Genomic DNA, 23,612 nt, shown 5'->3' on the forward strand with positions numbered 1-23,612 from the left:
GAATAACGACAATGGATTTTGTAGGAGTGCATCGTGCGTAAGTTGACTCAATTGGTTCTCCTCGCCACCGTACTGGTAGCAGGTCCGGCTTTTGCCGACATGAAAATCGCCGTTCTGAACTATCAGATGGCTCTGCTGGAATCCGACGCGGCCAAGAAATATGCCGTGGATGCCGAGAAAAAATTTGGCCCGCAACTGACCAAGCTCAAGACGCTGGAAAGCAGTGCCAAAGGCATTCAGGATCGTCTGATGGCCGGTGGCGACAAGATGCAGCAAGGCGAGCGTGAGCGCCTTGAACTCGAGTTCAAGCAAAAGGCTCGTGACTTCCAGTTCCAGTCCAAGGAACTGAACGAAGCCAAAGCCGTTGCCGACCGTGAAATGCTGAAGCAGCTCAAGCCGAAACTGGACAGCGCTGTGGAAGAAGTTATCAAGAAAGGTGCTTTTGACCTGGTCTTCGAGCGTGGCGCAGTGATTGATGTCAAGCCTCAGTACGACATCACTCGCCAGGTTATCGAGCGCATGAATCAGCTGAAGTAATCATGACAGCGACTATAAAGCTCGGTCAGTTGGCCGAGTTCCTCGGCGCCACGCTACGTGGCGACCCGGAGAAAGAAATTACTGGGCTGGCCACTTTGCAAGAGGCTGGCCCAGCTCAGTTGAGCTTTCTCGCAAACCCTCAATACCGCAAATACCTGGCAGACAGCCGGGCCGCAGCACTGTTGCTGAAGGCCGCTGATGCCGAAGGTTTTGCCGGTAATGCGCTGGTGGTGCCTGATCCGTATCTGGCCTACGCGCGTATTTCCCACCTGTTCGATCCAAAGCCGAAAGCGGCTGCCGGTATTCACCCGACAGCGGTAGTGGCAGCGGACGCAGTGGTTGATCCAGCGGCGAGCATCGGCGCCTTTGCCGTGATCGAAAGCTGCGCGCGTATTGCCGCGGGTGTGACCATTGGTGCTCATTGCTTCATCGGTGCCCGCTGCGAGATTGGTGAGGGTGGCTGGCTGGCCCCGCGGGTCACGCTGTATCACGACGTACGCATCGGCAAACGAGTGGTCATTCAGTCAGGTGCCGTGCTTGGTGGCGAAGGTTTCGGTTTTGCCAACGAGAAAGGTGTCTGGCAGAAAATTGCCCAGATTGGTGGTGTGCTGGTCGGTGACGATGTGGAAATTGGTGTGAACACCGCTATTGATCGCGGTGCGTTGGCCGATACCATTCTTGGCAATGGTGTGAAGCTCGACAACCAGATCCAGATCGCCCATAACGTTCAGGTCGGTGATCACACCGCCATGGCCGCCTGTGTGGGGATCTCCGGCAGCACCAAAATCGGCAAGCATTGCATGCTCGCTGGTGGCGTAGGGCTGGTGGGACATATCGAAATTTGCGACAACGTTTTCATCACCGGGATGACCATGGTGACCCACTCGATTACCGAAAAGGGTTCCTATTCTTCCGGTACGGCAATGCAGCCAGCAGCCGAATGGCGCAAAAGCGCGGCTCGCATCCGTCAGCTCGATGACATCGCGCGGCGTCTGCGACAGCTGGAAAAGCGTGTAGGGGAAGTGACCCCTGACGGTAATGCTTCATCAGATGGCTGATACCATTTCCATATCAAGTATGCACAGCCGTTAGACTGCCTGCTTGATTTGCTAGAGGGGCGCGTGTCAGTCGCGCGCTCCCAATCTTTACATAGGCTTCCCCCCGAAATGATGGACATCAACGAGATTCGCGAATACCTGCCTCACCGTTACCCGTTCCTGCTGGTGGACCGGGTCGTGGATCTGGATGTGGAAGGCAAGCGCATTCGCGCCTACAAGAATGTCAGCATCAACGAACCGTTCTTCAATGGTCACTTCCCTGCGCATCCAATCATGCCGGGCGTACTGATCATCGAGGCGATGGCTCAGGCTGCCGGGATCCTTGGTTTCAAAATGCTCGACGTGAAACCGGCGGACGGCACCCTTTACTACTTCGTGGGCTCTGACAAGCTGCGCTTCCGTCAGCCAGTGCTGCCGGGCGATCAGTTGATCCTTGAAGCCAAGTTCCTGAGCTGCAAGCGTCAGATCTGGAAGTTCGAATGCCAGGCTTCGGTCGACGGCAAACCAGTCTGCTCCGCTGAAATCATCTGTGCGGAACGCAAGCTATGAGTTTGATTGACCCTCGCGCAATCATCGATCCGACGGCCGTTCTGGCCGACGACGTCGAGGTCGGCCCGTGGTCGATCGTCGGCGCAGGTGTGGAAATCGGCGAGGGAACAGTGATCGGGCCGCACGTGGTTCTCAAAGGCCCGACCCGAATCGGTAAGCACAACCGCATCTACCAGTTTTCGTCGGTAGGTGAGGACACGCCCGATCTGAAATACAAAGGCGAAGAAACCCGTCTGGTCATTGGTGACCACAACGTCATCCGTGAAGGCGTGACGATTCATCGCGGGACGGTTCAGGACCGTTCGGAAACGACCCTGGGCGATCACAACCTGATCATGGCCTATGCCCACATCGGCCACGACAGCGTTATCGGTAACCACTGCATCCTGGTCAACAACACTGCGTTGGCCGGGCATGTGCACGTTGAAGACTGGGCGATCCTCTCCGGTTTCACCCTGGTACATCAGTATTGCCACATTGGCTCCCACAGCTTTTCCGGCATGGGGACTGCCATCGGCAAGGACGTTCCAGCATACGTCACGGTATTCGGCAACCCCGCCGAGGCCCGCAGCATGAACTTCGAGGGCATGCGTCGTCGTGGTTTCAGCGAAGACGCGATCCACGCACTGCGTCGTGCCTATAAGGTGGTTTATCGCCAGGGCCTGACGATCGAGCAAGCGCTCACCGAACTCGCCGAACCCTCTGACCAGTTCCCGGAGGTCGCGGTATTCCGTGACTCCATCCAGTCTTCGACTCGCGGCATCACCCGTTAATCATGGCTAATCTGCGTATTGCGCTGGTAGCGGGTGAGGCTTCCGGTGACATTCTGGGCGCGGGCCTCATGCGCGCACTCAAGGCTCAGCATCCGGCGGTGGAATTCATTGGTGTCGGTGGCCCGTTGATGCAGGCTGAAGGGCTGGTCTCATACTTCCCCATGGAACGGCTATCGGTCATGGGCCTGGTGGAAGTGTTGGGGCGACTGCGTGAATTGCTGGCGCGTCGCAAAAAGCTGATCGCCGACCTGATCGCCGCAAAGCCGGACGTGTTCATCGGGATCGATGCCCCGGACTTCAATCTCAACATCGAACTCAAGCTGCGTCAGGCCGGAATCAAGACCGTGCATTACGTCAGCCCGTCGGTGTGGGCGTGGCGGCAGAAGCGTGTGCTGAAGATTCGCGAAGGCTGCGACCTGATGCTGACGCTGTTCCCGTTTGAAGCGAAATTCTATGAAGAGAAAGGCGTGCCGGTGCGGTTTGTCGGGCACTCCCTGGCCGATGCGATTCCGCTTGAGGCTGATCGAGCCGCCGCACGGGCTGAGCTTGATTTGCCGGACGGTCCGCTGGTTGCACTGATGCCTGGCAGTCGTGGCGGTGAAGTGGGCCGGCTCGGCGCGTTGTTCCTCGACACCGCCCAACGCCTGCGCGCCCTGCGCCCGGGCGTGCGATTCGTCATGCCGTGCGCCAGCCCTGAACGCCGCGCACAGCTTGAAGACCTTCTGGCCGGTCGCGATCTGCCGCTGACTTTGCTCGATGGCAAATCCCATCTGGCATTGGCAGCCTGCGACGCGGTGCTTATCGCTTCCGGTACGGCTACCCTTGAAGCGTTGCTGTACAAGCGGCCGATGGTGGTGGCGTATCGACTGGCACCCCTGACGTTCTGGATTCTCAAACGGATGGTGAAAAGTCCTTACGTTTCGTTGCCGAACCTGCTGGCCCAGCGCTTGTTGGTGCCCGAGTTGCTGCAGGACGATGCGACGGTCGAAGCCCTCGCTCAAACACTTTCACCCTTGATCGAAGGTGGCGAGGAACAGACTCGCGGCTTCGACGAAATCCACCGTACCTTGCGCCTGGACGCCTCCAATCAGGCGGCGGATGCAGTACTGAACCTGATCGGCAAACCACAATGAGCAAAACCAGCATTCAGATGGGCCTGGACTTCACCCTGGTCGCCGAAGTCGAAGACCTCGTGGCCGGTGTCGACGAAGTCGGTCGCGGCCCGCTCTGCGGTGCAGTGGTCACGGCTGCAGTGATCCTCGATCCAAATCGACCGATCCTCGGCCTGAATGACTCAAAGAAGCTCACCGAAGCCCGCCGCGAAAAACTCTATGACGAAATCTGCGAAAAAGCCCTGAGCTGGTGCATCGCTCGGGCCGAAGTCGAAGAAATCGACGAGCTGAACATCCTGCACGCCACCATGCTGGCGATGCAGCGCGCGGTCGAAGGCCTGCACATTCAGCCGAAACTGGCGATGATCGACGGCAATCGTTGCCCGAAACTGTCCATGCGCGCTGAAGCGGTAGTGCAGGGCGACGGCAAGGTCCCGGCCATTGCTGCGGCATCGATTCTGGCCAAGGTCAGCCGCGACCGCGAAATGGCGGCGTTTGAACTGATTTACCCGGGTTACGGCATCGGCGGGCACAAAGGCTACCCGACGCCCGTTCATCTGGAAGCGCTGGCCCGCTTGGGGCCGACGCCGATTCACCGCCGCTCGTTCGCCCCGGTCCGCCTGGCGTACGAGGCGCGGGAAAGTCTGATCGAGAGTTAGTCGCAAGGCTGATGTTTTTGCCAAGGCCCGGTACAATCCGGCGTTTTAAAGCGTAGCGAGTGCAGGTAAGACAAGGCGAACGGCAGCGAGAAAGCGGAGTTGACTTTAGTCAATGAGCATTTCGAGTTGCCGTTCAACGCAGGCTTACCAAGCGCAGTAGCTTTAAACGCCGGATTTCCGGGCCTTGTTGTCTTCACGTTCACAGACAGGATCACTATGCCGGCTTCATTCGTTCACCTACGCCTGCACACTGAGTATTCCCTGGTCGACGGTCTGGTGCGGATCAAACCGCTGGTCAAGACCCTGGTCGGCATGAACATGCCCGCCGTAGCGGTCACCGACCAGAACAACATGTGTTCCCTGGTCAAATTCTATAAAGCCTCCATGGGTGCCGGGATCAAGCCGATCTGCGGTGCCGACTTGTGGCTGTCGAACAAGGATCCGGACAATGCCCTGAGCCGGATCAGTCTGCTGGCCATGAACGCTGTCGGCTATCGCAACCTGACCGAACTGATCTCCCGTGGCTTCATTGACGGCCAGCGCAATGGCTCGGTCATCATCGAGCGCGAATGGGTGGCCGAAGCCAGCGAAGGCTTGATCATGCTGTCGGCGGCGAAAGAGGGCGAAATCGGCCTGGCCATGCTCAGCGGCAACCCGGCCGAGGCTGAAAACCTCGCACGCGAATGGATGACGGTGTTCCCGGATCGTTTCTATCTGGAAATCCAGCGCACCAATCGCCCCAACGACGAAGAGCAGCTGCACGGTGCCGTGGCCTTGGCCGAGAAAATCGGCGCGCCACTGGTCGCAACCAACGACGTGCGTTTCATCAAGCAGGAAGACTTCGCTGCGCACGAAACCCGCGTGTGCATTGGTGAGGGCCGTGCCCTCGACGATCCTCGGCGTTCGAAGAATTACAGCGATCAGCAGTACCTCAAAAGCGCCGAGGAAATGGCTGAGCTGTTCAGTGACCTGCCCGAGGCGCTGGAAAACACAGTCGAGATCGCCAAGCGCTGCAACATCGAAGTGAAGCTCGGAAAGCACTTCCTGCCCAACTTCCCGATTCCCGATGGCATGACCATCGACGAGTATTTCCGCAAGGTGTCCTTCGATGGCCTGGAAGAGCGTCTGACCGTTCTGTTACCCAAGGACACCACAGAAGACTATGAAGCCAAGCGTCAGGTCTACGTCGACCGGCTGAATTTCGAGCTGGATATCATCATCCAGATGGGCTTCCCCGGTTACTTTCTGATCGTGATGGACTTTATCCAGTGGGCCAAGAGCAACGGCGTACCGGTAGGTCCTGGCCGGGGGTCGGGTGCCGGGTCGCTGGTGGCCTATGTACAGAAGATCACCGACCTCGATCCGCTGGAATATGACCTGCTGTTTGAACGTTTCCTTAACCCGGAACGGGTATCGATGCCCGACTTCGACGTCGACTTCTGCATGGACGGTCGTGATCGGGTGATTGAGTACGTGGCCGAGAAATACGGTCGCAACGCGGTAAGCCAGATCATCACCTTCGGTTCCATGGCAGCCAAGGCTGTGGTCCGCGACGTGGCGCGGGTGCAGGGCAAGTCCTACGGTCTGGCGGATCGTCTGTCGAAGATGATTCCGTTTGAAGTCGGCATGACCCTGGAAAAGGCGTATGAGCAGGAAGAGATCCTGCGTGACTTCATCAAGGTCGATGAAGAAGCCGCCGAAATCTGGGAAATGGCCCGCAAGCTCGAAGGTGTTGTGCGAAACGTCGGCAAGCACGCCGGTGGTGTGGTTATTGCGCCGACCAAACTGACCGACTTCTCGCCGATCTATTGCGATGAGGCCGGTGACGGTCTGGTCACCCAGTTCGACAAGGATGACGTTGAAGCGGCCGGTCTGGTGAAGTTCGACTTCCTGGGTCTGCGGACCCTGACAGTTATCGATTGGGCGTTGAAAACCATCAACCGCGACCGCGCCAAGGTCGATCAACCGCCGCTGGACATCGCGTTCATTCCGCTGGACGACAAGCCAACCTACACGCTGCTGCAAAAAGCCGAAACCACGGCGGTGTTCCAGCTCGAATCCCGCGGCATGAAGGAGCTGATCAAAAAGCTCAAGCCTGACTGCCTGGAAGACTTGATCGCACTGGTGGCCCTGTTCCGTCCGGGCCCATTGCAATCGGGCATGGTGGACGACTTCATCAACCGTAAGCACGGTCGCGCCGAACTTGCGTACCCGCACTCGGATTACCAGTACGAAGGCCTCAAACCGGTACTGGCACCGACTTACGGCATCATCCTGTATCAGGAACAGGTGATGCAGATTGCCCAGGTCATGGCCGGTTACACCCTCGGTGGTGCGGACATGCTGCGTCGCGCCATGGGTAAGAAAAAACCCGAAGAAATGGCCAAGCAGCGTGGCGGCTTCATTGAAGGTTGCGCGAGCAACAATATCGACGCCGACCTGGCAGGTAACATTTTCGACCTGGTAGAGAAATTCGCCGGTTACGGTTTCAACAAATCCCACTCCGCTGCGTACGGCCTGGTGTCGTACCAGACAGCCTGGCTGAAAACGCATTACCCGGCGCCATTCATGGCGGCGGTGCTGTCGGCGGACATGCACAACACCGACAAGGTCGTGACCTTGATCGAAGAAATTCGCACCATGAAGCTGCGTCTCGACGCGCCGGATGTGAATGCCTCCGAGTTCAAGTTCACGGTGAATGACGAAGGCCGGATTATTTACGGCCTTGGCGCGATCAAGGGCGTTGGCGAAGGTCCGGTGGAAGCGATCACCGAGGCGCGCCAGGATGGGCCGTTCAAGGATCTGTTCGATTTCTGCGCCCGTGTCGATCTCAAACGTATCAACAAACGCACCCTGGACGGGTTGATCCGCAGCGGTGCGCTGGATCGTCTGGGGCCATATTTCCATGACGAGCCGAAGGCTTATCAAGCGAGCATTGACCAGAATCGCGCTGTGTTGCTGGCCGCGATGGAAGGGGCGATCAAGGCCGCTGAACAAACCGCACGCACCCAGGACAGCGGCCATGCCGACTTGTTTGGCGGGTTGTTTGTCGAGGAAGACGCGGACGTCTATGCCAGCCATCGCAAGGCCAAGGAACTGACACTCAAGGAGCGGCTGAAAGGGGAGAAAGACACCCTGGGCCTGTACCTGACCGGTCACCCGATAGATGAATACGAAGGTGAAATCCGTCGCTTTGCCCGTCAGCGCATCATCGATCTGAAGCCGGCACGCGACACCCAGACGGTCGCCGGCATGATCATCGCCCTGCGGGTGATGAAGAACAAAAAGGGCGACAAGATGGGGTTCATCACCCTCGATGATCGTTCCGGACGGATCGAGGCTTCGCTGTTTGCCGAGGCGTTCCATTCTGCGCAGTCGCTGTTGCAGACTGATGCGATGGTGGTGGTCGAAGGTGAGGTCAGTAATGACGACTTCTCCGGAGGTCTGAAGCTGCGGGTCAAGCGGGTGATGAGCATGGAAGATGCACGCACCAACCTTGCCGAAAGCCTGCGCCTGAAGCTGCATACCAAGGATTTGAAGAACGATCAGCTACGCTGGCTGGGTGAATTGTTCAAGCGTCACCGCGGCGCGTGCCCGATCACCATGGAGTACACGAGCCCCGATGCGAAGGCCTTGCTGCAGTTCGGCGAGACCTGGCGAATCGACCCGGCGGATGCGTTGATTCAAGCCTTGCGTGACCAGTTCGGGCGAGACAACGTCTTCCTCCAATACCGTTGACGGTCAGGTGCCATTTTTTGTCATGAAGAGTGCGCCCTGATCTCGACCTGAATTTTTAATCTCGACCTGAACGCGCCTCTCCCTTAAGGTAGGGCGCGAATAGACAACCGGCCGGCCCAAGCTCTCTTGGACGTCGACCCAAGACGGACGCCTATGAACCCGAATTTTCTAGATTTCGAACAGCCGATCGCCGACCTGCAAGCCAAGATCGAAGAGTTGCGCTTGGTCGGTAACGACAATTCGCTGAATATCGGCGATGAGATCTCCCGCCTGCAGGACAAAAGCAGCACGCTGACCGAAGACATCTTCGGCAAGCTGACCAGCTGGCAGATCGCACGTCTGGCGCGTCACCCGAAACGTCCGTATACCCTGGACTACATCGAGCACATCTTCACCGAGTTCGACGAATTGCACGGCGACCGTCACTTCTCTGATGACGCGGCCATCGTTGGCGGTATCGCTCGTCTGGACGACCAGCCGGTGATGATCATCGGTCACCAGAAAGGCCGTGAAGTGCGCGAGAAAGTTCGCCGCAACTTCGGCATGCCGCGTCCGGAAGGCTACCGCAAGGCGTGCCGCCTGATGGAAATGGCCGAGCGCTTCAAGATGCCGATCCTGACCTTTATCGACACCCCCGGCGCCTACCCTGGTATCGACGCTGAAGAGCGTAACCAGAGCGAGGCGATTGCCTGGAACCTGCGTGTCATGGCTCGCTTGAAAACCCCAATCATCGCCACCGTGATCGGTGAAGGTGGTTCCGGTGGTGCTCTGGCAATCGGTGTTTGCGATCAACTGAACATGTTGCAGTACTCGACCTACGCGGTAATCTCGCCGGAAGGTTGCGCATCGATCCTGTGGAAAACCGCCGATAAAGCGCCGGATGCCGCTGAAGCCATGGGCATCACTGCCGAGCGCCTGAAAGGCCTGGGCATTGTGGATAAGGTGATCAGCGAGCCATTGGGCGGCGCACACCGCAATCCAGCGGCGGCGGCGGCATCGATCCGTGCCGAGCTGACCTCGCAATTGGCGATGTTGAAAAAGTTCGACAATGACGCGCTGCTGGCCCGTCGTTACGCGCGATTGATGAGCTACGGTCTCTGATCGAACGCTCCTGCATCCTGTAGGAGCAAGGCTTGTTGTGGCGAGGGGGCTTGCCCCCGTTGGACTACGAAGTAGTCCCCAATTAAAGTCGATACGTTCGGTCGGTCAGAACGCATCGACTTTTTTGCGACGGCTCCGCCGTCGAACGGGGGCAAGCCCCCTCGCCACAGGTCATCGCGAGCAAGCTCTGCTCCTACAGGTTTTGGTGCGTACATGACTCTTTGCGCAACACTTCTCAAGCAACTTGCACCGTGGCGCAACGCCGCAACCTGGCAAGTCGCTTTCTCGGGTGGCCTCGATTCCACTGTCCTGCTGCACCTGCTCGCCCATCTCGCAAAAAACCAATCCCTGCCAGCGCTCAGCGCCATCCATGTCCATCACGGCCTTCAAGCTGCGGCTGATGCGTGGCCGGAACATTGTCAGGCCGTTTGTGATGCCTTGGGTGTGCCGTTAAAGGTGATTCACGTTCAAGTTCAGCCCGGCGCCAGCCTTGAGCGTGCCGCTCGGGATGCGCGTTACGGCGCATTCGTTGAAGCCACTCAGGCCAATGAACTGCTGCTGACCGCCCAGCACCGTGACGATCAGGCAGAAACCCTGTTGTTTCGACTTTTGCGTGGGGCAGGGGTGAGAGGTTTGTCGGGGATGCCGAGCCAGCGTCCGTTAGGCCGGGGCCATCTGCTGCGCCCATTGCTGGACGTCAGTCGCGGCGAACTTGAAGCCTATGCAACAGCCCATCAGCTGAGCTGGATCGAAGATCCTTCGAACCAGGATCGGCAGTTCTCTCGCAACTACCTGCGGCATCAGGTGTTCCCGGTGTTGACCGAGCGCTGGCCTCAAGCAGTGGCGACCATGGCCCGTAGCGCTGCGCACTTGAGCGAAGCGCAGGCATTGCTTGATGAGTTGGCACAGATCGATCTGGCCGAAGCGACCACGGTCAATGATTTTGACTGGCTGGGCTTGCCCTCTCTGGAGTTGGCTTCCCTCGCAAAACGCTCCGCTGCGCGCCAACGCAATGCGCTAAGCCACTGGCTCGCATCGCTGACGAGATTGCCTGACAGCGACCATTGGTCGGGTTGGGAGGATTTGCGCGATGCCTCTGGTGATGCTCGCCCGGTCTGGCGATTGGCGGATGGCGAACTGCATCGTTCGGCGGGGCGGATTTGGTGGCTGTCGGGCTATTGGCTATGCAGTCCGCCGCCTGCCGTCCAATGGGCTGATCCTTCGAAGTCGCTGGTGTTGCCGGAGAATGGCGTGCTCACGCTCACCGGGCAAATCCCCGATGGTCCGCTGCAAGTCCGCTATCGTGAGGGAGGTGAGGTCATGGATCTAACTGGTCGCGGCCACCGCGACCTGAAGCGTTTGCTCAATGAACGCGGGGTCCCAGGCTTCGCCCGTGGCAGATTGCCGCTGCTCTATCACGGCGAGAAATTGCTAGCAGTGGCCAACGTACGGAGCTTGAATGGCAGTGGGCAGGAAGGCTGGCATTTGCATTGGCTGCCACCGAGCGAAGATCAAGGTTTGAGCTGAAAGGGGCTTTCCGGTAGACTACGCTCCCTTCTTGATACAACTTCTGTGGATTCGCCTGAATTGCAGGAGTTGCCGATTACCAAGCAGTCTTTGCTGGGCGATTCCAAAAAATGTGTAGCGAGCAACGTACCGGTGTTTCATCTGCCGGTCTGTCCCAACGCGGCGGTTTTTTTGAAAGGTGCACTGTGATTAATGCAGGTGATCGGGGGCTTCGGCCTTCCTTCGCTTTCCCCGGCGGCTCGGACCGCTTTAACGCAGACTTCTAGGGTTTTTCATGACGCGCTACATATTCGTCACGGGCGGTGTTGTTTCTTCATTGGGGAAAGGCATTGCCTCGGCTTCATTGGCGGCCATCCTGGAGGCGCGGGGACTTAAGGTCACCATGCTGAAGCTGGACCCGTACATCAACGTTGACCCGGGCACGATGAGCCCGTTCCAGCACGGTGAAGTGTTCGTCACCCACGACGGCGCCGAGACTGACCTGGACCTGGGCCACTACGAGCGGTTCATCCGCACGACCATGACCCAGAACAATAACTTCACCACTGGCCGCGTCTACGAGCACGTGCTGCGCAAAGAGCGCCGTGGTGATTACCTGGGTGCCACCATTCAGGTGATCCCGCACATCACCGACGAAATCAAACGCCGGATCATCAAGGGCGCCGGCGATGCCGACGTGGCGATGGTCGAGATCGGTGGCACCGTGGGTGACATCGAATCGCAACCGTTCCTGGAAGCGATCCGTCAATTGCGTTTCGAAGTCGGCGCCAAGCGCGCGATGCTGATGCACCTGACACTGGTGCCGTACATCGCCACGGCCGGTGAAACCAAAACCAAGCCGACTCAGCACTCGGTCAAGGAACTGCGTTCCATAGGCCTGCAGCCAGACGTATTGGTTTGCCGCTCCGATCACCCGATCGACATCTCTTCGCGCCGCAAGATCGCACAGTTCACTAACGTTGAAGAACGTGCGGTGATCGCGCTGGAAGACGCCGACACCATCTACAAGATCCCGGGCATTCTGCACTCCCAGGGCCTGGATGATTTCGTCGTCGAGCGTTTCGGCCTGCAATGCGGTAGCGCCGACCTGTCCGAGTGGGAAGCCGTGGTTGACGCCAAGCTGAACCCGGAGCACGAAGTCACCATCGCGATGGTCGGCAAGTACATGGAGCTGCTGGACGCCTACAAGTCGCTGATCGAAGCGATGAGTCACGCCGGCATCAGCAACCGCACCAAGGTCAACCTGCGCTACATCGATTCCGAAGACATCGAAAACCAGGGCACTGCGCTGCTGGAAGGTGTTGACGCGATCCTCGTGCCGGGCGGCTTCGGTCTGCGTGGCGTGGAAGGCAAGATCACCGCCGTTCAATACGCTCGCGAAAACAAGATTCCGTACCTGGGCATCTGCCTGGGCATGCAAGTGGCCGTGATCGAGTTCGCTCGTAACGTGCTGGGCTGGAAAGATGCCAACTCCACCGAGTTCGATCGTGCCAGCGGCCATCCGGTCGTGGGTCTGATCACCGAGTGGGAAGACGCTACCGGCGCGGTCGAAACCCGTACCGAGTCGTCCGACCTGGGCGGCACCATGCGCCTCGGCGCTCAGGATTGCCTGCTGGAACCGGGTTCGCTGGTGCACGACTGCTACGCCAAAGACGTCATCGTCGAGCGTCATCGTCACCGCTACGAAGTGAACAACAACCTGCTGCCGCAGATCATGGAAGCCGGCCTGAAAATCTCCGGTCGTTCCGGTGATGGCGCGCTGGTTGAAGTGGTTGAAGCCCCGGATCATCCATGGTTCGTCGCTTGCCAGTTCCACCCTGAGTTCACCTCGACGCCACGCGACGGTCACCCGTTGTTCAGCGGTTTCGTTAAAGCAGCTTTGGTTCAACACCAGAAGAAGGCGTAAATTTGATGGCGCAGAAAATCATCCGCGTAGGCGATATCGAGATTGCCAACGACAAGCCAATGGTGCTGTTCGGTGGCATGAACGTGCTGGAAAGCCGCGACATGGCGATGCAGGTCTGCGAAGAGTATGTAAAGGTCACCGAGAAACTCGGTATCCCTTATGTGTTCAAGGCCAGCTTCGACAAGGCCAACCGTTCCTCCGTGACCTCTTACCGTGGCCCCGGCCTGGAAGAGGGCATGCGCATTTTCCAGGACATCAAGCAAGCCTTCGGCGTGCCGATCATCACCGACGTCCACGAGCCTGATCAGGCCGCGGTCGTCGCTGAAGTCTGCGACATCATTCAGTTGCCGGCGTTCCTGTCGCGCCAGACCGACCTCGTGGTCGCGATGGCCAAGACCGGCGCGGTGATCAACATCAAGAAAGCCCAGTTCCTCGCACCGCACGAGATGAAACACATCCTGAGCAAGTGCGTGGAAGCGGGCAACGATCAGTTGATCCTCTGCGAACGTGGTTCGAGCTTTGGCTACAACAACCTGGTCGTCGACATGCTCGGCTTCGGCATCATGAAGCAGTTCGAATACCCGGTGTTCTTCGACGTGACCCACGCGCTGCAAATGCCCGGTGGTCGCTCCGATTCCGCCGGTGGTCGTCGTGCCCAGGTGACTGACCTGGCCAAGGCTGGCATGAGCCAGTCCCTGGCCGGCTTGTTCCTCGAAGCCCACCCAGACCCGGACAACGCCAAATGCGACGGCCCTTGCGCCTTGCGTCTGGACAAACTGGAGCCATTTCTGGCCCAGCTCAAAGCTTTGGACGAACTGGTGAAGAGTTTTCCGACGGTAGAAACCGCGTAAACTTCATTTCACCGTGTAGGAGCTGGCTTGCCAGCGAAGAGGCCCTCAAGTCTCGCAGCGATTTCGAGGTCGCCTTCGCTGGCAAGCCAGCGCCTGCCAAAAGCAATATGACCCACAAGTTATAAATCGAGCGGTACAAAGCGTTTTCGTCAACTTTGGAGTGTTTACAACAATGGCAAAAATCGTCGACATCAAAGGTCGTGAAGTTCTCGACTCCCGTGGCAATCCCACCGTGGAAGCGGATGTGCTTCTCGATAACGGCATCATCGGCAGCGCCTGCGCGCCGTCCGGTGCTTCCACTGGCTCGCGTGAAGCGCTCGAGCTGCGTGATGGCGACAAGAGCCGTTACCTGGGCAAAGGCGTGCTCAAAGCCGTCGCCAACATCAACGGTCCGATCCGTGACCTGTTGAAAGGCATGGACCCAAGCGACCAGAAAGCGCTGGATCACGCGATGATCAAGCTCGACGGTACCGAAAACAAAGGCTCCCTGGGCGCCAACGCGATCCTCGCCGTTTCCCTGGCTGCGGCCAAGGCAGCAGCACAGGACCAGGACCTGCCGCTGTACGCTCACATCGCCAACCTGAACGGCACCCCGGGTGTTTACTCGATGCCGGTTCCGATGATGAACATCATCAACGGTGGCGAGCACGCCGATAACAACGTCGACATCCAGGAATTCATGGTTCAGCCGGTTGGCGCCAAGTCTTTCTCGGAAGGTCTGCGCATGGGCACCGAGATTTTCCATCACCTCAAAGCTGTGCTGAAGGCCCGTGGCCTGAGCACTGCTGTTGGTGACGAAGGTGGTTTCGCACCGAACCTGGCCTCCAACGAAGACGCTTTGAAAGTGATCTCCGAAGCCGTGGCCAACGCCGGTTACAAGCTGGGCACCGACGTGACCCTGGCACTGGACTGCGCCGCTAGCGAGTTCTACGAAGACGGCAAGTACAACCTGTCCGGCGAAGGCCAGGTGTTCACCGCTGAAGGTTTCGCTGACTACCTGAAAGGTCTGACCGAGCGTTATCCGATCATCTCGATCGAAGACGGCCTGGACGAGTCCGACTGGGCTGGCTGGAAAATCCTCACCGACAAAATCGGCGAGAAAGTCCAATTGGTTGGCGACGACCTGTTCGTGACCAACACCAAGATCCTGAAAGAAGGCATCGATAAAAAGATCGCCAACTCGATCCTGATCAAGTTCAACCAGATCGGCACCCTGACCGAAACCCTGGAAGCCATCCAGATGGCCAAGGCCGCTGGTTACACGGCTGTGATCTCGCACCGCTCCGGTGAAACCGAAGATTCGACCATCGCCGACCTGGCTGTGGGCACGTCGGCTGGCCAGATCAAAACCGGTTCCCTGTGCCGTTCGGACCGCGTTTCCAAATACAACCAACTGCTGCGTATCGAAGAGCAGTTGAACGGTAAAGCCAAGTACAACGGCCGCAGCGAGTTCCGCGGTTAATTGCTACATGGTAAAAAGACACCGGATTGTGTCGAAAAAATCGCTACAGCGATCAATTTGCCACTAATCTGATGCCTTATCAGCACGAAGCCTGGTTCTTCCAGGCTTCGTGCTATCAGAAGCTTCAAAGTTTTTGCATGGCTGTCTTTTTTCACTGGAAACCTGATATTCGATGCGCAGTCCCAATTGGTTGTTCCTCGTCTTGCTCTTGTTGCTGGCTGGCCTGCAATACCGCCTGTGGGTGGGTAATGGCAGTCTGGCGCAAGTGGCTGAGCTGACTCAGCAGATCAAGGATCAACAGGCTGAGAACGAAGGGTTGCTGGAGCGCAATCGGGTCATGGACGCCGAAGTCAGCGAGCTGAAAAAAGGTATGGAGACCGTTGAAGAACGGGCTCGCCATGAGCTGGGCATGGTCAAGGACGGCGAAACCCTTTACCAGTTGGCTCAATGAACTCCTCATTACCGGCCTTCTGGGCCGTGATTCCTGCTGCGGGCGTTGGTGCCCGTATGGCTGCAGACCGTCCCAAGCAATACCTGCAACTGGGCGGACGCACTATTCTCGAACACAGCCTCGGCTGTTTCCTTGATCATCCTTCCCTGAAGGGGGTGGTGGTCAGTCTTGCTGTTGATGATCCTTATTGGCCGAACCTGGCCTGCGCTGCCGATTCGCGAATTCAGCGGGTTGATGGCGGCGACGAGCGTTCCGGGTCCGTGCTCAATGCGTTGCTGCATTTGCATGCGTTGGGTGCTGACGATGAAGACTGGGTGCTGGTTCACGACGCCGCGCGGCCCAATCTGAGCCGTGATGATCTGGACAAGTTGCTGAGCGAACTGGCTGATGATCCCGTCGGCGGTTTGCTGGCGGTTCCGGCACGCGACACCCTCAAGCGGGTCAACAAGCACGGTCGTGTCGTCGAAACCGTAGACCGCAGCGTGATCTGGCAGGCTTATACGCCGCAGATGTTTCGCCTTGGCGCGCTCCATCGGGCGTTGGCGGACAGTCTGGTGGCGGATGCGGTCGTTACCGATGAAGCATCAGCGATGGAATGGGCAGGCATGTCGCCGCGTCTGATTGAAGGCCGGTCCGACAACCTCAAGGTTACGCGTCCGGAAGACCTCGAATGGTTGCGTCAGCGCTGGGCGAACCGTCGGTAAACGTTCGCAGCCTCGTTTCACTCGACAGCTCCTACATTGTCCGTATTCACCGCAATATCTTGATCTTGTAGGAGCTGTCGAGTGAAACGAGGCTGCGATCTTTTGATCTTCAAACCTTCACACCCTGTACTCCGACCTTAACGCCAACCCCTCCTTCAAATAATCCACCAACTTGCGCACCTTGGGCGACAGATGCCGTTGCTGCGGATAAAGCGCCCAAACAGCGGTATTCGGCGGTTGATGCGCCTCCAGCAGTGAAATCAATGCGCCGCTTTTCAAATGCTCCAGCACGTAATAGTCCGGCAACTGACACAACCCCACTCCCTGTAGCGCGGCATCCAGCACCGCTTGCCCACTGTTGCAGCGCCAGTTTCCCTGGACCCGCTGCGAAAATTCCCGCCCGTTCTGTTCCAGTTGCCACAGGTCCGAGCTGCCGATGAGGCAATTGTGGCGGCTCAGTTCCGACAAGCTGTGTGGCCGACCATAGCGTTCCAGGTAGGACGGTGATGCGCACAGATACATGCGTCGTGGTGCCAGGCGTGTGGCAACCAGTCTCGAATCTTGCAGGCGACCAAGACGGATCGCCAGGTCCAGGCCTTCATGCACTAGGTCGAGCGGGCGGTTGCTCAATTCGATGTCGACACGCAGTTGCGGGTAGAGCCCCATGAAGCGCGTTACCAGCGGCACGATGAATCGCTCGCCGTACGCCACGGCGCAGGTCATGCGCAGCATGCCTTTGGGTTCGCTGGTCAGGTCGCCGACCGCTCGCAAGGCTTCTTCTCGGCCGTCTTGCAGGCGCTGGCAATGTTGCAAGAAGGTTTGCCCGGCTTCCGTCAGCGTCACACGACGGGTGCTGCGGTAAAGAAGGCGGGTCTGAAGGCGCTCTTCAAGGCGTACGATTTGTCGACTGATGTGAGAGGAAGAAACCCCAAGGCGTTCGGCAGCGGCCGTGAATTGGCTGCATTCGGCCACGGCGACGAATTCGTCGATCCCTTCCCAGCGGCTCTCGGACATCGATGATTATCCCTGTATGGCAATAATGTTTTGCTTTTGTCCGGATTATTCATCGTAAGGCGCTGTATTACACTCTCTGTCTCGTTTTTATTCACTGGAGAATCCACATGATCAAGTCGCGCGCTGCCGTTGCCTTCGAGGCCAAGAAACCCCTCGAGATCGTCGAAGTCGATGTTGCCATGCCCAAGGCCGGTGAAGTTTTGCTGCGTGTGGTTGCCTCCGGTGTTTGCCATACCGATGCCTACACCCTGTCGGGCGCTGACCCGGAAGGCATCTTCCCGTCGATTCTCGGTCATGAAGGCGGTGCGGTGGTTGAGGCGATTGGCGAGGGCGTGACGTCGGTGGCAGTGGGCGATCATGTGATCCCGCTGTACACCCCGGAATGCCGTCAGTGCAAATTCTGTCTGTCGGGCAAAACCAACCTGTGTCAGGCGATTCGCGCGACCCAGGGCAAAGGTTTGATGCCAGATGGCACTTCGCGCTTTTCCTACAAGGGCCAGCCGATTTTCCACTACATGGGCACTTCGACGTTTTCCGAATACACCGTGTTGCCGGAAATTTCCGTCGCCAAGATTGCTAAAGAAGCGCCGCTGGAAAAAGTCTGCCTGCTGGGCTGCGGTGTCACCACCGGTATTGGCGCGGTGCTCAATACGGCCAAGGTGAAACCTGGTGATACCGTGGCCATTTTCGGCCTCGGCGGCATTGGTCTGTCGGCGGTCATTGGCGCGGTAAAAGCCAAGGCTGCACGCATCATTGCCATCGACATCAACCCGGCCAAATTCGAGATCGCCAAGCAGCTGGGTGCAACCGATTGTGTGAACCCGAAAGACTTCGATCGTCCGATCCAGGAAGTCATCGTCGACATGACCGATGGCGGCGTCGACTTTTCCTTCGAGTGCATCGGCAATGTGCAATTGATGCGCGCTGCACTTGAGTGCTGTCACAAAGGCTGGGGAGAGTCGGTGATCATCGGTGTCGCCGGTGCCGGTCAGGAAATCGCCACCCGTCCATTCCAGCTGGTCACCGGTCGCGTCTGGCGCGGTTCGGCGTTCGGCGGTGTGCGCGGCCGTACCGAGTTGCCAAGCTACGTCGAAATGGCCGCAACTGGCGAAATCCCGCTGGATACGTTCATCACCCACACCATGGGTCTGGAAGATATCAACAAGGCGTTCGACCTGATGCACGAAGGCAAAAGCATCCGTTCCGTCATTCATTTCTGAGGTCGGTCATGAGCCTGGAAAATATCTCCTGCCAGAAAAGCTTCGGCGGCTGGCACAAGCGCTACCGGCATCGCTCCGACGTGCTCGGCTGCGACATGGTGTTTGCCGTGTACCTGCCGCCGCAAGCGGAGCAGGGCGGCAAGCTGCCTGTGCTGTATTGGTTGTCCGGCCTGACCTGCACAGACGAGAACTTCATGCAAAAGGCCGGGGCCATGCGCATGGCGGCTGAGTTGGGGCTGATCATCATTGCGCCGGACACCAGTCCGCGCGGTCCCGATGTGCCGGGTGATCCAGACGGCGCTTGGGACTTCGGCCTCGGCGCCGGGTTTTATCTGAATGCTACCCAAGAGCCTTGGTCACGGCACTATCGGATGCATGACTATGTGGTGCAGGAATTGCCAGCATTGGTCGAGGCCCATTTCCCCGCGTCGGACAAGCGTGGCATCAGTGGTCACTCCATGGGCGGCCATGGCGCGCTGGTCTGCGCCTTGCGCAATCCGGGTCGTTATCAGTCGGTGTCGGCGTTCTCGCCGATCAACAATCCGATGGACTGCCCGTGGGGTCAGAAGGCCTTCTCTCGTTACCTGGGAGAGGACCGTTCGAAGTGGCGGGAATGGGATGCTTGCGCCCTGATCGCCGAGGCCGAAGAGAAGCTGCCGCTGCTGGTCGATCAAGGCGATCGTGATGATTTTCTTGCGACCCAGCTCAAGCCGGAAGCCTTGCAACAGGCCGCCAAACTGGCGAGCCATCCACTGACGTTGCGCCTGCAACCGGGCTACGACCACAGCTATTTCTTCATCGCCAGTTTCATCGACGACCACTTGCAACATCATGGACGTGCACTAAGCGCCTAATGACTGACAAAGCAGGTAGAATCACGCCCTGACAAAAATCGGGGCGTTTTTTTATGCGTATTGGCCACGGCTATGATGTGCACCGTTTCGCTGAAGGCGATTTCATTACTCTGGGCGGCGTGCGCATTGCACACGGCTTCGGGCTGCTCGCTCACTCCGACGGTGACGTCCTGCTGCACGCCTTGAGCGATGCTTTGCTCGGCGCGGCCGCGTTGGGTGATATCGGCAAGCATTTCCCGGACACCGATCCGACATTCAAGGGTGCTGACAGCCGGGGGCTGCTGCGCCACGTCGTCGCGCTGATTCACGCCAAAGGCTGGAAAGTCGGCAACGTTGATAACACCATCGTCGCCCAAGCGCCGAAAATGGCCCCGCATATCGAATCGATGCGCGCGCTGATTGCCGCGGATCTTCAAGTTGAGTTGGATCAAGTGAACGTGAAAGCTACCACCACCGAAAAGCTTGGCTTTGTCGGTCGCGAAGAAGGCATTGCCGTGCACTCCGTTGCCTTGTTGCTGCGCGCATGAACGAATCGCAATTGCTCGGCCCGCGGGCCTATGGCGAGGCGCTTGGCACTGCTGTTCTGAAAGCCACGGCAGAAGATTTTCAGGTCGATGAAGTGCTCAACATCCCCCTCAGCGGTGATGGCGAGCATTTGTGGATCTGGGTGGAAAAGCGCGGTCTCAATACCGAGGAAGCGGCACGGCGGATCGCCAAGGCGGCGGGCGTGCCATTGCGCACCGTCAGTTATGCCGGGCTCAAGGATCGTCAGGCGCTGACGCGCCAATGGTTCAGCGTGCAACTGCCGGGAAAGGCTGACCCGGATTTGTCGGCGGCGGAAAACGACACACTGAAAATCCTCAAGACCGGTCGACACAAACGCAAGCTGCAACGCGGTGCTCACTCGGCCAATGGCTTCACCTTGCGCCTGACGCAATTCGCTGGTGACAAAGCGGCGATTGAAGAGCGGCTTCAATTGATTGCCAAGCAAGGTATTCCCAATTATTTCGGCGCCCAGCGTTTCGGCTTTGACGGCGGTAACGTCGTCGATGCCCGTGCGTGGGCGGCGCGCAAAGCGTTGCCGGAGCAGCGCAACGTGCGCTCGCGTCTGCTCTCCACGGCACGCAGTTTTCTATTCAATCAGGTGTTGGCTGCACGGGTTGCCGATGGCAGTTGGCAGCGTGCTCAGGTCGGCGATCTGCTGGCCTTCACCGACAGCCGCAGTTTCTTTCCGGCCGGTGAAGCGGAATGCAGCGACCCGCGACTGGCGATTCTCGATCTGCACCCGACCGGCCCGCAGTGGGGCGAAGGTGACTCGCCAGCGACCGGCGCTGTCCATGTACTGGAGCAGGACATCGCCGCTCGCGAAGCGGACTTGCGTGATTGGTTGATTAACGCCGGTATGAGTCACGAACGTCGCATCCTGCGGCTGCCCATTGGAGGGTTGACGTGGCATTATCCCGAGCCTGACATTCTGCAACTGGAATTCGTCCTCCCGGCCGGATGCTTTGCCACCGTATTGGTGCGCGAGCTCGTTGATCTGGTGCCGGTGGGGCAGACGGACAGCCCATGCGTATTCTGATTTCTAATGACGATGGGGTAACTGCACCCGGTCTCGCCGCGCTTTATGCTGCGCTGGCGGATTACACCGAGTGTGTGGTTATCGCCCCGGACCAGGACAAAAGCGGCGCCAGCAGCTCGCTTACGCTCGACCGTCCGTTGCACCCGCAAACGCTGACCAATGGCTTCATCAGCTTGAACGGCACACCCACCGATTGCGTGCACCTGGGCCTGAACGGCTTGCTGGAACACGAACCGGACATGGTCGTCTCGGGGATCAACCTCGGCGCTAACCTGGGCGATGACGTGTTGTATTCCGGCACTGTGGCGGCCGCCCTCGAAGGGCGCTTCCTTGAGCGTCCTTCGTTTGCATTTTCGTTGGCCTCACGCCAAGTAGAGAACCTTCCCACAGCCGCCTACTTTGCACGCAAGCTGGTCGAAGCCCATGGCGATCTCGACCTGCCGCCGCGCACGGTACTGAATGTGAACATTCCCAATTTGCCGCTGGACCATATCCGCGGTATTCAGCTGACACGCCTTGGGCATCGCGCACGCGCTGCGGCGCCGATGAAGGTGGTCGATCCGCGGGGCAAATCCGGTTACTGGATCGCCGCCGCGGGGGATGCAGAAGATGGCGGCCCGGGCACCGACTTCCATGCAGTCATGCAGGGCTACGTTTCAATCACACCGCTGCAACTGGATCGCACCTTCAATGATGCCTTCAGAAGTCTCGATGGCTGGCTGGAGGGGCTGCGCTAATGACTCGTGAACATGACGATATGTTGCGCCGTGGCATTGGGATGACCTCTCAACGGACTCGCGAGCGCCTTATTCAGCGCCTGTATGAAGAGGGCGTTTCCAACGCCAAGGTGCTGGAAGTCATTCGCCGGACACCGCGCCACCTGTTCGTTGACGAGGCGCTGGCCCACCGCGCCTACGAAGACACGGCGTTGCCGATCGGGCATAACCAGACCATCTCCCAGCCTTATATGGTGGCTCGCATGAGCGAGTTGCTGCTGGAGGCAGGTCCCTTGGACAAGGTGATGGAGATTGGTACCGGCTCGGGCTACCAGACGGCCGTGCTGTCACAGTTGGTCGAGCGGGTGTTTTCCGTAGAGCGCATCAAGGTTTTGCAGGACCGGGCCAAGGAGCGCCTGGTGGAACTGAACCTGCGCAACGTGGTGTTTCGTTGGGGCGATGGTTGGGAGGGCTGGCCAGCTTTGGCGCCTTACAACGGCATCATCGTCACGGCAGTGGCCACTGATGTGCCCCAGGCGTTGCTCGATCAGTTGGCTCCGGGGGGGCGACTGGTGATCCCGGTCGGCTCCGGTGAGGTGCAGCAATTGATGCTGATCATCCGAGAAGAACAAGGCTTTTCCCGACGTGTTCTGGGGGCGGTGCGTTTCGTGCCATTGCTCAACGGGCCACTGGCCTGAGCATTTGTTTTTATGCGCTGAATTCTCTTCGATTGGCCGTGTCTTACAGCGGCATCGATTGGTTAAACGGTATTTATCGTCAGTAGGCAAACGTGTGCGCGGAGCGATTTTGCTTCATTAAAGGTAAAGCCTGTTCGGCCCGTTATACTTGCGACATCTCGAGCCGGAACACGGCAATCCACAATTTCAGCCACCACAGAGGGAGCGGCGGGTGAGTCTCACAGTCATTGCGCAGCGTATGAGTACAACGAGCTTTCAGCGCCTGGTGACTGGCCTCGTCTTGAGCACCTTGCTGGTCGGTTGCTCCAGCACCAAATCGAGTAGCGTAGGCGTAGTCGAAGGCAACAAGGCTGCGCCGCAACGTCCGGTAGTGACCACAGGTCAGTATGTCGTTCGACCAAAAGACACCCTGTTCTCGATCGCTTTTCGCTACGGCTGGGACTACAAAGCCCTCGCCGCACGCAACAACATTCCTACGCCCTATACGATCCATCCGGGTCAGATAATTCGCTTCGATGGTCGCACCGGATCAACGCCGACAGCGGCGGCCAATGCGTCCGGTTCGGCGCCTTCGTCGTCGCTGAAAACCACGGTAATCCGGCGCCAGCCGAATGGCGCAACCACGACTACAGAGGTGGTTACACCGTCCGTCGCCAGCAAGCAGACCCCCGCTCCGTTGCCTCCTGCTGGTCCCGCCCCGACCGGCTGGGGATGGCCATCTAATGGTATTTTGATTGGAAAGTTCTCATCAAACGGTAGTTTGAATAAAGGAATTGATATCGCCGGAGATTTGGGACAGCCTGTTTTAGCTGCGTCTGATGGGACGGTGGTATACGCCGGGAGTGGCTTAAGGGGCTACGGCGAATTAGTCATCATCAAACACAGCGAAACCTACGTCAGTGCCTACGGACATAACCGCAGGCTTTTGGTTCGGGAGGGGCAGCAGGTCAAGGTCGGACAGACAATTGCCGAAATGGGGTCAACGGGTACAGACCGGGTGAAACTGCATTTTGAGATTCGCCGCCAAGGTAAACCTGTAGATCCGCTGCAATTTCTGCCACGTCGTTGATTTGTTAGCCAGCTTGTTCCGTCACGTAGAG

Annotated in this window: 22 protein-coding genes; 21 read left to right on the forward strand and 1 reads right to left on the reverse strand. The window is 58.5% G+C overall.

Going from position 1 to position 23,612, the window contains the following annotated elements; all coding sequences use genetic code 11:
• Window positions 1–33: 33 nt before the first annotated feature.
• The 14 genes from ACWGZX_RS20005 to ispD all read left to right on the forward strand — a co-directional run bounded on the left by ACWGZX_RS20005 (window position 34) and on the right by ispD (window position 16,428).
• Window positions 34–537: an OmpH family outer membrane protein gene (locus tag ACWGZX_RS20005; protein WP_008028980.1), complete on the forward strand. Its 504-nt coding sequence runs from the start codon at window positions 34–36 to the stop codon at window positions 535–537.
• Window positions 538–539: 2 nt separating this feature from the next.
• Complete coding sequence (gene lpxD / locus ACWGZX_RS20010) at window positions 540–1,595, forward strand: UDP-3-O-(3-hydroxymyristoyl)glucosamine N-acyltransferase (RefSeq protein ID WP_223512350.1); 1,056 nt, start codon at window positions 540–542, stop codon at window positions 1,593–1,595.
• Window positions 1,596–1,703: 108 nt separating this feature from the next.
• Window positions 1,704–2,144 (forward strand): 3-hydroxyacyl-ACP dehydratase FabZ, encoded by a 441-nt coding sequence (gene fabZ, locus ACWGZX_RS20015; RefSeq protein ID WP_007907157.1) that lies wholly within the window; start codon window positions 1,704–1,706, stop codon window positions 2,142–2,144.
• Window positions 2,141–2,917, forward strand: a complete 777-nt coding sequence (lpxA, locus tag ACWGZX_RS20020) for an acyl-ACP--UDP-N-acetylglucosamine O-acyltransferase (RefSeq protein ID WP_452625131.1) — start codon at window positions 2,141–2,143, stop codon at window positions 2,915–2,917. Before fabZ ends, lpxA begins: the two co-directional genes overlap by 4 nt.
• A gap of 2 nt (window positions 2,918–2,919) precedes the next feature.
• Window positions 2,920–4,050, forward strand: coding sequence for a lipid-A-disaccharide synthase (gene lpxB / locus ACWGZX_RS20025; RefSeq protein WP_452625132.1), 1,131 nt, complete (start codon window positions 2,920–2,922; stop codon window positions 4,048–4,050).
• A gap of 11 nt (window positions 4,051–4,061) precedes the next feature.
• Complete coding sequence (rnhB, locus tag ACWGZX_RS20030) at window positions 4,062–4,688, forward strand: ribonuclease HII (protein ID WP_170219102.1); 627 nt, start codon at window positions 4,062–4,064, stop codon at window positions 4,686–4,688.
• A gap of 216 nt (window positions 4,689–4,904) precedes the next feature.
• A complete protein-coding gene (dnaE, locus tag ACWGZX_RS20035) occupies window positions 4,905–8,426 on the forward strand; it encodes a DNA polymerase III subunit alpha (protein WP_452625133.1) in 3,522 nt (1,173 codons plus the stop codon).
• 153 nt (window positions 8,427–8,579) lie between these two features.
• Window positions 8,580–9,527, forward strand: coding sequence for an acetyl-CoA carboxylase carboxyltransferase subunit alpha (locus ACWGZX_RS20040; protein WP_223512337.1), 948 nt, complete (start codon window positions 8,580–8,582; stop codon window positions 9,525–9,527).
• A 213-nt stretch (window positions 9,528–9,740) separates the two neighbouring features.
• A complete protein-coding gene (tilS, locus tag ACWGZX_RS20045; RefSeq protein ID WP_452625134.1) occupies window positions 9,741–11,054 on the forward strand; it encodes a tRNA lysidine(34) synthetase TilS in 1,314 nt (437 codons plus the stop codon).
• 274 nt (window positions 11,055–11,328) lie between these two features.
• Window positions 11,329–12,960, forward strand: coding sequence for a CTP synthase (locus tag ACWGZX_RS20050; RefSeq protein ID WP_452625135.1), 1,632 nt, complete (start codon window positions 11,329–11,331; stop codon window positions 12,958–12,960).
• Between the two features lie 5 nt (window positions 12,961–12,965).
• Window positions 12,966–13,811: a 3-deoxy-8-phosphooctulonate synthase gene (kdsA, locus tag ACWGZX_RS20055; protein ID WP_007949350.1), complete on the forward strand. Its 846-nt coding sequence runs from the start codon at window positions 12,966–12,968 to the stop codon at window positions 13,809–13,811.
• Window positions 13,812–13,983: 172 nt separating this feature from the next.
• Window positions 13,984–15,273, forward strand: coding sequence for a phosphopyruvate hydratase (gene eno, locus ACWGZX_RS20060; RefSeq protein WP_452625136.1), 1,290 nt, complete (start codon window positions 13,984–13,986; stop codon window positions 15,271–15,273).
• 172 nt (window positions 15,274–15,445) lie between these two features.
• Complete coding sequence (gene ftsB, locus ACWGZX_RS20065) at window positions 15,446–15,724, forward strand: cell division protein FtsB (protein ID WP_452625137.1); 279 nt, start codon at window positions 15,446–15,448, stop codon at window positions 15,722–15,724.
• A complete protein-coding gene (gene ispD / locus ACWGZX_RS20070; RefSeq protein WP_452625138.1) occupies window positions 15,721–16,428 on the forward strand; it encodes a 2-C-methyl-D-erythritol 4-phosphate cytidylyltransferase in 708 nt (235 codons plus the stop codon). The genes ftsB and ispD overlap by 4 nt, the downstream gene beginning before the upstream one ends.
• Window positions 16,429–16,545: 117 nt before the next feature.
• Here ispD and ACWGZX_RS20075 read toward each other — a convergent pair whose 3' ends face one another.
• On the reverse strand, window positions 16,546–17,442 hold the full coding sequence (locus ACWGZX_RS20075) for a LysR substrate-binding domain-containing protein (RefSeq protein WP_452625139.1): 897 nt from the start codon (window positions 17,440–17,442) through the stop codon (window positions 16,546–16,548).
• A gap of 107 nt (window positions 17,443–17,549) precedes the next feature.
• Here ACWGZX_RS20075 and ACWGZX_RS20080 point away from each other — a divergent pair, with 107 nt between their 5' ends.
• The 7 genes from ACWGZX_RS20080 to ACWGZX_RS20110 all read left to right on the forward strand — a co-directional run bounded on the left by ACWGZX_RS20080 (window position 17,550) and on the right by ACWGZX_RS20110 (window position 23,581).
• Window positions 17,550–18,662 carry an S-(hydroxymethyl)glutathione dehydrogenase/class III alcohol dehydrogenase gene (locus tag ACWGZX_RS20080; protein WP_007949355.1) on the forward strand — a complete coding sequence of 371 codons (1,113 nt, stop codon included), beginning with the start codon at window positions 17,550–17,552 and terminating at the stop codon, window positions 18,660–18,662.
• Between the two features lie 8 nt (window positions 18,663–18,670).
• Window positions 18,671–19,516: an S-formylglutathione hydrolase gene (gene fghA, locus ACWGZX_RS20085; protein WP_452625140.1), complete on the forward strand. Its 846-nt coding sequence runs from the start codon at window positions 18,671–18,673 to the stop codon at window positions 19,514–19,516.
• A gap of 53 nt (window positions 19,517–19,569) precedes the next feature.
• The gene (ispF, locus tag ACWGZX_RS20090; protein WP_007949357.1) at window positions 19,570–20,043 is read left to right on the forward strand and encodes a 2-C-methyl-D-erythritol 2,4-cyclodiphosphate synthase; all 474 of its coding nucleotides are present in this window, start codon (window positions 19,570–19,572) and stop codon (window positions 20,041–20,043) included.
• On the forward strand, window positions 20,040–21,098 hold the full coding sequence (gene truD / locus ACWGZX_RS20095; protein ID WP_452625141.1) for a tRNA pseudouridine(13) synthase TruD: 1,059 nt from the start codon (window positions 20,040–20,042) through the stop codon (window positions 21,096–21,098). Before ispF ends, truD begins: the two co-directional genes overlap by 4 nt.
• Window positions 21,086–21,835 carry a 5'/3'-nucleotidase SurE gene (surE, locus tag ACWGZX_RS20100; protein ID WP_452625142.1) on the forward strand — a complete coding sequence of 250 codons (750 nt, stop codon included), beginning with the start codon at window positions 21,086–21,088 and terminating at the stop codon, window positions 21,833–21,835. Before truD ends, surE begins: the two co-directional genes overlap by 13 nt.
• A gap of 41 nt (window positions 21,836–21,876) precedes the next feature.
• On the forward strand, window positions 21,877–22,512 hold the full coding sequence (locus ACWGZX_RS20105) for a protein-L-isoaspartate(D-aspartate) O-methyltransferase (RefSeq protein ID WP_172901226.1): 636 nt from the start codon (window positions 21,877–21,879) through the stop codon (window positions 22,510–22,512).
• Between the two features lie 211 nt (window positions 22,513–22,723).
• The gene (locus ACWGZX_RS20110; protein WP_452625143.1) at window positions 22,724–23,581 is read left to right on the forward strand and encodes a peptidoglycan DD-metalloendopeptidase family protein; all 858 of its coding nucleotides are present in this window, start codon (window positions 22,724–22,726) and stop codon (window positions 23,579–23,581) included.
• The last annotated feature ends 31 nt before the right edge of the window (window positions 23,582–23,612 follow it).

Source organism: Pseudomonas sp. CLCA07, assembly GCF_053615335.1.